The sequence below is a fragment of the Pseudaminobacter soli (ex Li et al. 2025) genome (assembly GCF_029892515.1).
Lineage (GTDB): Bacteria > Pseudomonadota > Alphaproteobacteria > Rhizobiales > Rhizobiaceae > Pseudaminobacter > Pseudaminobacter soli_A.
Genome location: NZ_JARXVF010000004.1, coordinates 106,371 through 119,211, shown reverse-complemented (window position 1 = coordinate 119,211; position 12,841 = coordinate 106,371). Strand labels below are relative to the sequence as shown.

The following is a 12,841-nucleotide window of genomic DNA, read 5'->3' as shown; positions in this document are numbered from 1 at the left end:
CGTCAGTCCTTTCCGCCAGTCGATACTTCACGCCCGGCGTGATGCGGCCCCCCGGGCTGCGGCCCCGGTCCCGGCGCGATCTCCTGAGTGGCCACGGCCAGGAAGAGCTGGGGATCGATCCCCCCGTAGGTCGACGGCGGTACGCGCTGGGCCTGATGCAACAGCTCCGCGTATGCTGCTCGATCGAGAACCGGGCCGGTCCCCCGGATGCTCGCGACCCAGGCTTCGAAGTCGGCTGCAGGCACGCTTTTCACCTGGAACTGCATGTCGGAGAAGCCGTCGCCGGAAAACTGGGCAGAAATGCCCAGGGTCTGCGCCGGATCGTCGGCCTGCAGGTGCAACTGCGAGACCATGCCTGGCATGGCGTAGATCATCGAGCCCAGGCGCGGCACGAAGAAGGCGTTGAAGACGCTCGCCGAGGTGATCGAGAAATGGACCGGCGTTGCGGCCGGGATCACCAGCTGGTTGACGGTCGCGATCCCCTGCTGGGGGTAGATGAAAAGCCACTTCCAGTCGAGCGAAACGACCTGCACCTCGAGGGGGGGAGTTTTGGAGGGCAACGGCCTGAACGGGTCGAGCTCGTAGGAGCCGATCCAGATCAGACCGCCAAGGAACATGACAGTCAGGGTCGGGATCGACCAGACGACCGCTTCGACCCGTCCCGAATAGGACCAGTAAGGCAGGTATTCCCCGCGGGGGTTCGACGCTCGGTACCGCCAGGCTACCCAGAAGGCCAATAGTATCGTCGGAACGACGATGGCCAGCATGACCACCGTGGAGTCAATGAGGATAAGCGCGTTTCCCGCGCCCACAGGGCCGAGCGGGTCCAGCACGCCGCCAGAACAGGAGGCAAGCCCGACGCTGAGCAGTAGGCATGGTATCGCACCGCCACGGGCGCCGCGCAGAAAGCCTTTAGGGATCTGCAACCTACCCATTGCGGAGCGTCCCTGCTACGCGGACCAAACGCCCCAAGCTCTATAATGTTCCGCTGGTTTGGCGGCCGATCCATCAGTTAATTGCCCATCTCAACTGATCCAGACACGGCCTTCTGACCGCTCGGCAACGAGTTTAAGCGACAGCGCCGCACGGCCCCCTTGGGAGGACCGAATGCGGCTCACCATCCGCTGCGTCTTCGTTGTTCATGAGACACATGCCTCATTCAACTCTTGCGATGGTTCCGCCACCCGGACACTGACTGAGCGGGTAGCATATGACCTCTATCCCGAATGCAGCCCATTTTAACGGAGGGGCGGCCTCGCCGGCGAGACAGCAGCGATGCTGGAATAGTCGCTCCCCGACAAGGTCAAGCACGGCGCGGATTCGGGCGGCGCGGCGAAGATCGGGATGTGTGATCAGCCACAGCAATTTCGCCATCTCCGGGATCGGCGGCATTGCGCTTACCAGATGCGCGTAATTGCCGGTCAAGAAGCGAGGCAGCGGAGCCACTCCGAAATTTGCCCGACGCGCTCCTGGGGTCGGTCCAACGCCTCGACCCGAGTTACGACTCTAGCGCCGACAAATCCTTCGGCAACATTCGCTTGAAGAGGGCGAGCATCTGATGGCTTTCCTGCTGAGGCAGGGCAATGGCCTGGCGGACCGCGGCCGCGATCAGGATCATCGTTAGCTGAGAAAATGTGGAGAGGGCAGCCTCGGGCACGTCCGGCGCGAGGCTTCGCAAGGCGTCCGAGAGAAGGCTCGCAAGAAAGGCTCCGTCCTCTTCGTCGAGTTTCTGTAGCGCCCGATCGGCCTGGGTCGCCTGCCAGATGTCGCGCATCACCGGCTCGTCGAGGAACATTTGATAGTAGCTGTCAGTGATGCGGCAGAGCGCGGCATTGAGGTCTGCACCTTCCTTCATCGCCGATAGGTCCCGCCGGACGCAGTCGTGTCCGACCGCATTGTAGCGTTCGGCCAACGTTCCAATGATCGCCGTCTTGTCGGGGAAGTACTGGTATAGCGAGCCGAAAGCGATGCCGGTGCGCTCGACGATATCGCTCATTCGAAAGTCCTCGCTGCCCTTTTCCAGCAGCAGTTCCTGCGCGCAGGCCAGGATGCGGTCAAAGCGTTCGCGGCTTCGCTTCTGCGTTGGAACGAGCCGCGCCAGCCCGTGCCCGCTCGGCACGGTGTCCTTCGGTTTCTGTCCTGACTTTAGTGCCGCCATCCGTCTCACCTCAAAAAAGTTCTTGACGTGCAAAATACGAGAGTTTATCGCTTTTTGCAAATACGAGAGATTCTCGCATTGTGGATCGAGGAGAAACCCCATGGTAGATAGTCCCATTCTCATTACAGGCGGTGGCGGAAAGACCGGCGGCCGCGTGAACGTGCGGCTGCAGGCGCGTGGCTTAGCCACCCGCGCGGTGTCGCGCTCGGCCAACGTCCCATTTGATTGGACGCGACCGGAGACCTGGAGCAGCGCGCTCGACGGCGTTTCCAAGGCCTATGTGACCTATCAGCCCGATCTTGCAGTCGAAGGTGCTGCCGAAGCGATCGCGGAGCTGAGCGCGCTTGCTCGCAAGATGGGCCTCGAGCGCGTGGTGCTGCTGTCGGGCCGCGGCGAACCGGGCGCACAAGCCGCAGAAGCGGCGCTTCGGGCTTCGGGCGTCGCCTGGACCATCGTGCGCGCCAGCTGGTTCAACCAGAATTTCTCCGAGGGCTACCTGATCGACGGCGTGCTGGCCGGTGAGATTTCGCTGCCGGCAGGCGCCGTGCCCGAACCCTTCATCGATGCCGACGACATCGCCGACGTGGTCGTCGCCGCTCTCACCGACGAGCGGCATGCGAATAAGCTCTATGAAGTGACGGGCCCCCGCGCCCTGACCTTCGCCGAGGCTACGGCTGAGATCGCGCACGCCACCGGGCGGCCGATCTGCTACAGACAACTCTCGCCGGAAGCCTTCGCGGCCAACATGCGCCAAGCCAGCGTACCGGAGGACGTCATCGCGCTGCTCGACGAGCTTTTCACCGTCGTGCTCGACGGCCGCAACGCGAACGTGACGGATGGCGTCGAGCAAGCACTTGGACGTCCGGCGCGCGACTTTTCCGACTATGCCCGGGCGACCGCCGCGGCCGGCGTGTGGAGGGCTTGAACCATGCGCCAGCTCCTCACCACCGGCCTGCTTTGGTTTTCGGCCATCGGCTGCGGCCTGATCGCAGGGGTCTATTTCGCCTTCTCGGCCTTCGTCATGACTTCGCTCGGCCGCATCGACCAGGCGGCGGGAATCGCCGCCATGAACTCCATCAACTTGGTGATCCTGCGCTCGCTGTTCATGCCGTTGTTCCTCGGCACTACGTTGGCTGGGGCAGCACTGGTGCTTCTCTCCTTTTTTCGATGGGGCGAATCCGGTGCGATCGCCACGCTCGCGGGCGGCGTGATCTATGTGCTCGGAATGTTCCTCGTCACGGTGATCTTCAATGTGCCGCTCAATGACGCGCTCGCGGCAGTCGATCCGTCAGCTGAGCAGGGAGCCTCGCTGTGGGCACGCTATCTGCAGGACTGGACCTTCTGGAACCACGTCCGGACGGTGGCTTCGCTTGTGGCGTCCGTGCTGTTCACGCTCGCTATCGCGGCGAAGTAGGAGATCGATAGGAACGGGTCGCGGTGAACCGCAGGGGCAGAGGAAGACGGACCGGCCTCGGCATGCAGCAGGCGCTCGAAAAAAATGGTGCGCCGGCAATCATGCAAGGCTCCTGTAATTGAAGGACTGGAAAGTCGGCGTCGCTCTCTGCCAATCCAGCGCCGGGGAGGGCAGTTGCAGCGCTCCCGATTCCGATGATGATTGCCCTTCTTTCACGACGACCCACCCCTCACCGATCGTTCTTGCAGGTAGTGCCACGACGGCTACAGCCCTTCGGAGCGCTTGTGGCGCTGGCCTGCTTTCTTGCCGGATGCGCCGCGCCCGACACGCGCCCGACCAACGCGCCGCTCGAGCTTGTCACGGGGGCTCTCCCGACAGCCAGTCCGCCGCAGGGAGGCGATGTGGCGATCGTGCTCGCCGTCTCCGGCGGCGGTGCCCGCTCCGCCGCTTTCGGCTATGGGGTTCTCGCCAGCCTCGCTCGTGAGCCATCGACTGCCGCCGGCCGCAACCTGGCGGATGATGTCGCTGTCGCGGCAGGCGTGTCTGGGGGCGCCATGCTGGCTTCCTACTTCGCCCTATACGGCCCGGCGGGGCTGCCCGGCTTTAAGCGCGACTTCCTGGCGCGCAATGCCGAGGCTTCGCTGCGCACCAGCTTCGGCCCGGCAAACCTGCTGCGTGGCTATCGCGGCGGAGTCAATGATCGCAACGGGCTGCCGCCCTGGCTGGACGCCAACCTATACCATGGCGCCACGCTGGGAATGCTGGATCGGCCTGGCCGTCCCAAGCTGGTGATCCATGCCACCGACCTCTACAATCGTGCGCCCTTCATCTTTGATCGCGCTTCCTTTGCCGCTATCTGCAGCAATTTCGACGACTACCCGCTGGCATATGCCGTCGCCGCGTCTGCTGCTGTGCCGGTGGCATTCGCACCGATCACGCTGCGCAACTACCGTTCGAAATGTCCGCCGGATGCCGAGGTCGCCAAAGCAGCAGCCGCAAGGTCGGCATTCCGCCCGGAAACGCTGCTCGAGCAGGAATATCGGGAGTCTCTCGACCGCTATCGCAGCGCCGACGACCTCAATTTTCTAAAACTCTATGATGGAGGGCTCGTCGATGGCATCGGCACGTCGACGCTTCTGCATCTCTTGAACCGGGGAGCACCCGAGCCATTGCCAGCGGAGACGGCGAGCGGGGTCCGGCATCTGCTCTTCGTCGTCGTGGATGCGTCGACCCGTCTTGGCGGAAACCTTTCCGAGACGCCCGACAGCCCCAGTGCCAAGGATGCGATCGTGGCGGCCACTGATGCCTTGATGAACGTTCCCAATCTCCAAAGCTTCGACGAGTTGCGACGGCGTCTGCCCTCCTGGCGGCAGGAAGTGGTGAGATGGCGTTGCGATAAGGCGGGGGCCCGTGCCTCTTGTCGCGACCTCGACGTGTCGATCGTGCGGGTCGCCCTCGCGGATGTCCGCGAGCCGGCTACGGCGCGACGGATTCTCGCCCTGCACAACACGCTCGCTCTCAAGCCGCAGGACGCAGCTTTTCTGAGCGATCTCGGGGGCCGTCTCCTGGTCCAGCAACCCAGTTATCGCCGCTTCCTTCAGCGTCTGGGTCGCGACTGATTTCGCCGATTCCCGCGAAACGAGGTATCAATTTGTCGAGCAGCGCCTGTCATGGGCACTTGAACGCGTTAGTCTCAGGCCAGGGCTGACCCGCCATGGGGCTTCCCGAGGATGTCTGCGGCATCATCGAATGAGCCATAGTGCACATGCGGCGGACGAACCCCGTGCGTAAACAGTGTTTGGCGAACCGCCTGGGAGGTTCCCGTAATGAAAAATCTGATTCCGGCTTTGACGGCTTTCCAAGCGGTGCCCTCTATGATGTTGGCTGCCGTGGAGCCGAGGAACGGCACTGCCGAAAAATCGAGAATGAAACTCTTGCGCTGATCGGCTTTGCGATCGAGTACCGTGCCGACGACGGAGGCCGCTCGAAAGAAGAAGGCTCCGCTGAGACGTAGATGACAAGATCAGGATCGCGTGTTTTTGTTTGGTGAGTTCCCACCGGTTTGGTGCCAAGTTCATCAAGAAGCGTCACATCCGCTTGTGTTTGCGGAACGCCTACGCTCCGGATACGGTTCGGCCTTGAGGGGACAATGCATTTGCATTAGCTATCCGAGCGATGTTTCTGACCCGAACTCAGGAGGCAGACAGAGTTGCGGTCGCTCTGGAGTTCTCGAAACTCACCGCTGAGGCTGCGTAAAACACTGTGCTGCGGATGGCTAAATGGATCACCCACAACATTGCCTTGTGCTTGGCGGTGGCGGCTTTATCGGCACCCATCTCGTCAAGGCTCTTCTATCGCACGGGAACCTAGTCACGGTCCTAAGCCGGTCTCCAGTCGACCTGGTTCGCAGGCGGTTCGCAGATGCCGCACCAAGCGACCGACTGAAAATCGTGCAAGGCAGCTTCGACGACGAATGTCTGCTGGATTCGATCCTGCCAATCTGTTCGTCTTGTATCCATCTGGCTGGAACGATGGTTCCGGCAGCTTCCATCGAGGACAAGATTGCCGACATTCAGGTAAATCTAGCCGGAACTGTAAAGTTGCTCGAGGCGGCTAGCCGCCACAGCCTGCCTAAACTGGTCTATATTTCTTCCGGCGGCACCGTATACGGGCAATCCGATGTAGACCGTATCCCCGAGGATCATCCGACGGATCCGATCTCCGCCTATGGGATTACCAAACTCGGCGTAGAGAAATATCTGCGCCTATTTCACCGCCTGCATGGATTGCCATCCATCACATTGCGGCTGGCCAATCCTTTCGGCCCCGGACAGGCCGAGAAAGAAATACAAGGGGCAATAGCCGTTTTTGTCGAACGAATCATTCAGGGAAAGCCGATCGAAATATGGGGCGACGGTAATATCGTTCGCGACTATCTGTTCATCGACGACGTCGTTGATGCCATTATCCGCGCGTTAAATTATTCCGGCATGGAAACCGTCTTCAACATCGGCTCAGGTCAGGGAACAAGTATCAATGAGATATGCGCGCGAATAGCCCATCATCTCGCTCCCTTTGAAATCAATCATAAACCGACACGCTCCTTCGACGTGTCGCGAAATGTGCTGGATATCAGCCGCGCTGAAGCGCACCTTGGCTGGCGTCCACGGATATCCTTGGATGAAGGAATCTCCCGCTATGTAGCGTGGCGTCTGGCGCAACGCCCGTATCAGGCGATCCCTCCGAAGAAAGCTCAGGAGCTTTCAGTATCCGCCTGCGGCAAATAAGGAAGGTGGGAAAATGCGGCACGCTCGTTGAGCGTCGCCTCGAAACCGCCGAAAACGACCTTGCCATGATCGAGCTTTCCACCCTCCGGAAGCCGCGAAAGAAGATGCAACTCGATAGGCTCGGACACCACACTTGGCAAAGCCAATCGCAAATCGAAAATTCGTACAGGTTCGGACAATTCTGTCCACTCCGTGACGGCAAGTGCTGCCGTCCCATCTTCAACCTCGTCGATATTCCGGCCTGGAAGGCTTGCTGCCAAACGAACGAGCATCTTTGTCGTGCAAAGCGCATCATCGATCTTTACCGTGCAATTCAAGGCCGCAAGTCCAGGAAGAGCAGGCAGAGAAATGCGGGCTGAGGACGCGGGGTTCTCCTTCAGCGGGCGCAAAAGCAACCGCCCCGCTCCGAGATAGTTGAAATATGGATAAGCCCATGTCAGCGGTCGTGTTGTTTGGGCCGCAGCAACCAGATGGTCGGCAATCTTGACCACGGCTGGCGAGAATGACGTGTCTGACGATGGCGATTGATAGCTAAGCCCCGGATATCCGCCCCACATTCTCATTCGAAGCATGTTTCCGGCGATATCAGAACCGGTGAACGCATATTCGTCCATCAGTCCCGCAGGCGAACAGGTCAATTCCGGAGGCTGCCCGTCACCGTGTAGCTCAACGGCAAGTTCGACAATCGAATCCATCCGGGCCGAAACGGCCGGGAGACGTAAGGCTAGCCATCCGGTAGAGGTTTCCGAGTAGGGTATACGCCACTGCGCCAACTCAAGCCCCGAACTTGGCACCTGCAACTTCACAAGCAGATGGCCTGTGCCAAGTCCAGCGTTCGACACATGCAGATCGACTCCGAGAAAGCCCCGCGCACCTGTGAGCAAAGGTTGAATAATCGCTCCTGTTACGGAGGCAGTTGAAGAGAAGAAAGGCGTTTCAACAATCAGGCGCGGCGAAGCCGCACGTAAATTCTTCAACAGAACTTCAAGTTCCGGCGGGACCCTCACGTGATGCGCAAGGCCTTCCCGCAGTGCAGCCAGATCTTCCAGCAGCGTCTGGTTCATTCTGGTCAAACGATTGTTTTCACACAAGGTTTGGCCCGCTACTGCGCCGATCAAATGCGCTGCATCACCGTGCACAAAAACCGGCCCCCTACTGGTTCCGCTGGCGCGCTCCCACCATTTTTTCAAAGCATCGATGGATGGATGCGAATGTGGGATCCAAACCGCCAGAACGTTGCTTGGCGGCATTTCTAGCGGAAAGGCAGGCTCATCGTCCTCGGAGAGCCGGAAGACGTTTCCATCAGCAGTGGTTGTGGTGAGCCACTCAACAGGAAGGTCGGGCAAGCGGATATCTTCATTGCAGGACTCAGTCCTGACGACCACAATCTTTGGGCCCCCTGAAAAGAGGGTCGACAACATTTTTGAAGAAGCACTGATCATGAGAAGACATCAGCTGTTTGTTGAAAATCATGCATGGCGGTGGTGATCGTCCGAGGTGGAAAATGCTCTTCCCAAACCCTCAATTTTCCCGCTGGATAACCAATGGCCCGACACAAATGGAGGACATCGACAGTTTCCGGGAATATGGCGTCGTATGCCTGTTCGAAAGCCGAGCCGGCAACAGCCGCATTGCTTGCCCCGGCTTTAGCATCTTCAATAAAGGCCCATGTCCTCACACCCAGTTTTCGTAAGGCGCCGGCCAAGAGATGCAGCACACGGCCTCGAACCGATACCACTTTCGAAAAGGCAGCCAGAGTGCCGAGCGCTGCCTGACGATCTCGTCCATCAAGCAAAGGTAAATCCGTTCCCAAATAATTCTGTATAAGGTCCGAATGATTATCCAGTGACGGCAGCGGCATGGATATGATTTCCGCAAATACATCCAGATCGGCGGACGGACCGGCAAAGGTAGAACCGAAGCATAGGAGATGCGGGACCAGCCCATGCGCGCGAACTGATATCGCAAGTTGTGTCGCTTTCGCGATATCGTCGTGTTCGGCCCGATCCAGCACAAACGCTATGGCATTCCCGGCCTGCATGACAGGAAGCGACGAATAGAGTCTGAAAAACTCCGGATAATAGTCTCTGGGCATCGCAGCCTGTGTGCGATAGCGATCATAGGGAACACAATGCCAGAAAGACCGGCTCCCCTGTTCGGCGACAGCTTCCAATGCCGAAGATAAGGCGGCAAAAGCGTCCGGTGCGATCGGCGACGCGTCCATCTGCGTTACGTTTGGAGCAGCGATTTCGAGCGTGAAATGACGGCTGCCAAATGGCTTGACAGTATGCCAATGGTTGCCGAAAGCAAAACCGCCTTCGGGAAACTGCTCGGCCAGCAAGGCACCAGCCTCCACTGCCCATACATGAACGGGTTGTGACGGGAATGGTACGGAGAGTTTATCGGCCCTGGGCAAATCGGTGGATGTCCATGCAAGAGAAACATCGACTGACGTCCGCACATCAATCGTGCAACTCGTGCTCGCCGCCTGCTGAAGCGCGCATTCCAGGATCCAGAAAACACCAGCCAGCAACTTCATGTCCGACAGCAGGTCATATGTATTCTGCTCCAGAACAATGAGATGACCGGGGCAGCTTCCATAATCGGGCTTCTCTGCGGCCCGCAGCAGGCATCGCAAGTAGTCCTCCAGCACAACTGGCTGAGACGGATCGGAAGTCGCCGTCATGCACCGCACGAGCCTCGTATCCGGATGATAGACCGCGTAGCGGACCCGTCCCTTTATCTCACGTTCCTGAACCGCCTGTATCGAATATAGGGAAGTGTGCTTTTTGCGGATGTAATCGAGAATAGGAGCAATATCCCGCTCGGTCTCAGTCAACATGCTCTCGCCACGCCGCCTGTAATGAAAGCCGGCGTTGGGAACATGAATGCCGTGAAACCCCATCGAAAGGCCCTGCAGCCAGAAATCCCAATCCTCTACACCTTTCCGCATTGCTTCATCAAAACGGGCACCAGCGTCCAGCATGCGCCGCGAAACCATGCTACCCGCTTCGCAGAAGCTGCGGAAAAGATGTTCAAGCGAAGAATATGGTCCCGACATGTCGCTGAAGCTTGCGAAGCCGAATTTGTCCACATCCGTATAGACCCAGCCCGCGTGACTATCTCCGGCCCGTAAAGCGTGCACCAGCCTCCGCAGAAGATGAGGACTGATATGGTTGTCGCAATCGAGAAAGAAAACAGCTTCGAGAGCTGGAAAGGCACGAAGGGAGAACTCGAGTCCGGAATTGCGTGCAGCACTTAGCCCCTTATTTGCCTTGCTGAGATAGAAGACCTTGCCGGGATATGAAGCGGCAAAGTTCTGACAAATCTCATGCGTTTCGGGCACAGGACAACCGTCATTTACAACAACAATCGCAAATGGAAAATCGCATTGTTGTCCTATTGCGGAGTGCAAACTCTCAGCAGTGAGTGCGGGTTGCCCATGTGCCGGTATAAAGATGACTGCACGTATATCGCTTCTATCGCATGGTTGATCGCTTCGAGTCTGCACTGTCATGTATCCTGCAAGAAAAGCATATCGTAATGAGTCAATTTCATAATCTGGTTCCGCAGCCGACCTGGCACCCGCTTCAAGGCTTGTGAAATGAGAGCCGCGTGGCCCGTGTCCGTCAAGTCTGATCGTGGTGTTTCATCCTTCACGCTCATCCTCGAGCCTGTACGATAGAGGATCGTTCAACAGACACTCTTGCCGTCACATCGCCGGGCCGGAAATCCCCCGATTTGTCGGGGAGCCAATCGTCTCATTTAAATGGTACTATGTTTCTTGCGATGAAGAAGCCCATAACGTTACAGATTCCATATGACGCACACTCCCATAGGCTACGCCCGCTGTTTCACTGACAAACAGGACCTCGCGGCGCATAGGGGAGCTCTGATCAAACTCGGCATTGCCGCCGATCGCATCTTAGCTCGCCATTGCACTCAAGGAAGAACCAGGTGAAACCATAACGCTTGTTGCCCTTCGGGCCGATGATCGGCCTTCGGAGCTTATTCACACTCCGCCATTCAAGGCACCAAGCACTCGATTCACGTGTTAATTCGTGATGGTGACGCCAACGACGATGTGGCCGCCATGGTCAACAATCTCGCGAGTACCCCTTGGGCAAAGGCGAAGGAGAGCGCCGAACCCTCATTGTCGAACTCTTCGACCGCGCTAGACGAATTATGGTCACCTTCTTGGGCTGGGCCGCAGGAGGATATCTGTCAGACTCTCTCCGTGCCGCGCGCGCGCAAATACCAGTGAGACGGGGACGCGCTATGTCATCCAGCTTCTCAAGGGTAGCGACAGGCTGGAGCAGGGCGCGCCACTGGTTCGCGACCTCTTTGAGGATCTCGTCGCCAACGCCGAGAAACAAACAGACGCCGTCATCGAGGCGCTGGGGCGCGGCTTCCCGATCAGCTTGTCAAATCAGGCCGGGCAGCCGTGTTGAGCCGCGCCCGGATGGTGTCGCCTTAATCGACGCAAGTGGGGTCACGTTGCGAATTTCCAGCAAAGCTATGCAATTGTTGCCCATCGGTCTGAGGGTCATTCTTTGGTGTTTGTTCACAGGGGGGAATCTCGTCCTGCTGCCGTTTAACGCCTGCCAGAGGCGATAGTCTACGACGCGCAACTCCGACACTTTGGTGCCTATCTAATCGTTGACCGTCGTTGGGTCCTGGGCGCAGCGCTGGCGGTTCCACATCGGTTCGACAAATATCGTCGAAGAAATGGAGCGAGATTGTCGACAAAGCAGTTGACAATACGTACTGGCTTTCTCAGTATGGGAGGGAGGCAAGTCGCATTGCTGCTCGGGGTGAGGGAAGATGCCCCGGGGCTTGAGTAGAGCGCTCCTTCGATAGCGGTTGTCTGAACAATAGAGGACCTCCGGGACGGAGGCGCGGGAGGAGTGAGTATGGGCAAAGAAGCGCCGGCGGATTTATCGCACTCGCCATTCCGGTGAGACGCTTGTTCGCGGAACAAATTCAGCCCCAACTCAACTGACGAGGCCTTGTATGCTGGTTTTCGTTATTGGCCGCATCGGTAATGCCATCATGGTCATGCTCGCCGTTGCCATGCTGGCGTTCCTGATTTTCAGGCTTGCCGGCGATCCGGTCGAACTCATGGTCACGGAGCAGACGACGCAGGCTGACCGCGACGCAATCCGCGAGCGCTTGGGTCTCAACGACAGTGTCGCAACCCAGTTCGTACGATTTGTCGTCAATGCAGCGCAAGGCGACTTTGGTATTTCCTATCGCAATGGGCAGGACGTACTCAGCCTGATTGGCGAGCGCTTTCCGGCAACGCTGGAGCTGGTGCTAGTGGCCACTTTGATTTCCTTGGTGGTGGGGTTGCCCCTAGGGGTGCTCACCGCGATCAAGCGAGGGCGATGGTACACGGAGTCATTGCAATTCCTCTCGATCATCGGTGTCTCCTTGCCCAGCTTTGTGGTTGGCATCCTGCTCATCCTGGTATTCTCTGTCATTCTTGGCATCGCGCCATCGTTCGGACGGGGTGACGTTGTCCAGATCGGCTGGTGGTCGACCGGGCTGTTGACACCCTCGGGGCGCGCAGCACTCGTCTTGCCGGCGATTGCGCTGTCGCTCTACCAAATCACGCTTATTATGCGCTTGGTAAGGGCCGAGATGCTGGAAGTGCTGCGCTCGGACTATGTGAAGTTCGCGCGCGCCAGGGGTATCCCACGCTGGCGGATCTATTTCCGCCATGCGCTGCGCAATTGCCTGATGCCAGTCGTGACAATGACTGCGATGAACGTCGGTTCGCTGATTGCCTTCGCGCTGATCACGGAAACGGTCTTCCAGTGGCCGGGCATGGGAATGCTCTTCATTCAGGCGGTCACCTTCCTCGACATCCCGGTGATGGCAGCCTACCTCTGCATCATCTCCTTCATCTTCGTTGCGCTCAACACACTGGTCGACATCACTTACGCGGTGATCGATCCGCGTCTGCGCGCCGCGCACTAA

At 58.7% G+C, this 12,841-nt stretch carries 9 protein-coding genes and 1 pseudogene; 5 read left to right on the top strand and 5 right to left on the bottom strand.

Annotated features, from left to right (window positions below; genetic code table 11):
• Positions 1 to 2: 2 nt before the first annotated feature.
• Together cyoA and M2281_RS18225 are read right to left on the bottom strand one after the other, a co-directional pair.
• Positions 3 to 935, bottom strand: a complete 933-nt coding sequence (gene cyoA / locus M2281_RS18230) for a ubiquinol oxidase subunit II (protein ID WP_280822605.1) — start codon at positions 933 to 935, stop codon at positions 3 to 5.
• 563 nt (positions 936 to 1,498) lie between these two features.
• The gene (locus M2281_RS18225; protein WP_280822604.1) at positions 1,499 to 2,260 is read right to left on the bottom strand and encodes a TetR/AcrR family transcriptional regulator; all 762 of its coding nucleotides are present in this window, start codon (positions 2,258 to 2,260) and stop codon (positions 1,499 to 1,501) included.
• Here M2281_RS18225 and M2281_RS18220 point away from each other — a divergent pair.
• The 3 genes from M2281_RS18220 (at position 2,259) to M2281_RS18210 (ending at position 5,191) form a co-directional block, all read left to right on the top strand.
• Positions 2,259 to 3,083 (top strand): NmrA family NAD(P)-binding protein, encoded by an 825-nt coding sequence (locus M2281_RS18220; RefSeq protein WP_280822603.1) that lies wholly within the window; start codon positions 2,259 to 2,261, stop codon positions 3,081 to 3,083. The genes M2281_RS18225 and M2281_RS18220 overlap by 2 nt on opposite strands.
• A 3-nt stretch (positions 3,084 to 3,086) precedes the next feature.
• On the top strand, positions 3,087 to 3,572 hold the full coding sequence (locus M2281_RS18215) for a DUF1772 domain-containing protein (protein WP_280822602.1): 486 nt from the start codon (positions 3,087 to 3,089) through the stop codon (positions 3,570 to 3,572).
• Positions 3,573 to 3,973: 401 nt separating this feature from the next.
• Entirely contained in the window at positions 3,974 to 5,191 is a 1,218-nt protein-coding gene (locus M2281_RS18210; RefSeq protein ID WP_280822601.1) for a patatin-like phospholipase family protein, read from the top strand.
• A gap of 74 nt (positions 5,192 to 5,265) precedes the next feature.
• Here M2281_RS18210 and M2281_RS18205 read toward each other — a convergent pair.
• Positions 5,266 to 5,526: pseudogene (locus M2281_RS18205) on the bottom strand (STAS domain-containing protein); the annotation flags it as partial.
• A gap of 325 nt (positions 5,527 to 5,851) precedes the next feature.
• On the opposite strand from M2281_RS18205, the gene M2281_RS18200 reads away from it, so the two are divergent.
• A complete protein-coding gene (locus tag M2281_RS18200; RefSeq protein WP_280822600.1) occupies positions 5,852 to 6,859 on the top strand; it encodes an NAD-dependent epimerase/dehydratase family protein in 1,008 nt (335 codons plus the stop codon).
• Here the strand turns inward: M2281_RS18200 and M2281_RS18195 are convergent.
• Both M2281_RS18195 and M2281_RS18190 read right to left on the bottom strand, forming a co-directional pair.
• Entirely contained in the window at positions 6,826 to 8,301 is a 1,476-nt protein-coding gene (locus tag M2281_RS18195) for a DUF6212 domain-containing protein (protein WP_280822599.1), read from the bottom strand. The genes M2281_RS18200 and M2281_RS18195 overlap by 34 nt on opposite strands.
• Positions 8,298 to 10,376, bottom strand: coding sequence for a glycosyltransferase family 2 protein (locus M2281_RS18190; RefSeq protein ID WP_280822598.1), 2,079 nt, complete (start codon positions 10,374 to 10,376; stop codon positions 8,298 to 8,300). Before M2281_RS18190 ends, M2281_RS18195 begins: the two co-directional genes overlap by 4 nt.
• A gap of 1,496 nt (positions 10,377 to 11,872) precedes the next feature.
• Here M2281_RS18190 and M2281_RS18185 point away from each other — a divergent pair.
• On the top strand, positions 11,873 to 12,841 hold the full coding sequence (locus M2281_RS18185) for an ABC transporter permease (protein ID WP_280822597.1): 969 nt from the start codon (positions 11,873 to 11,875) through the stop codon (positions 12,839 to 12,841).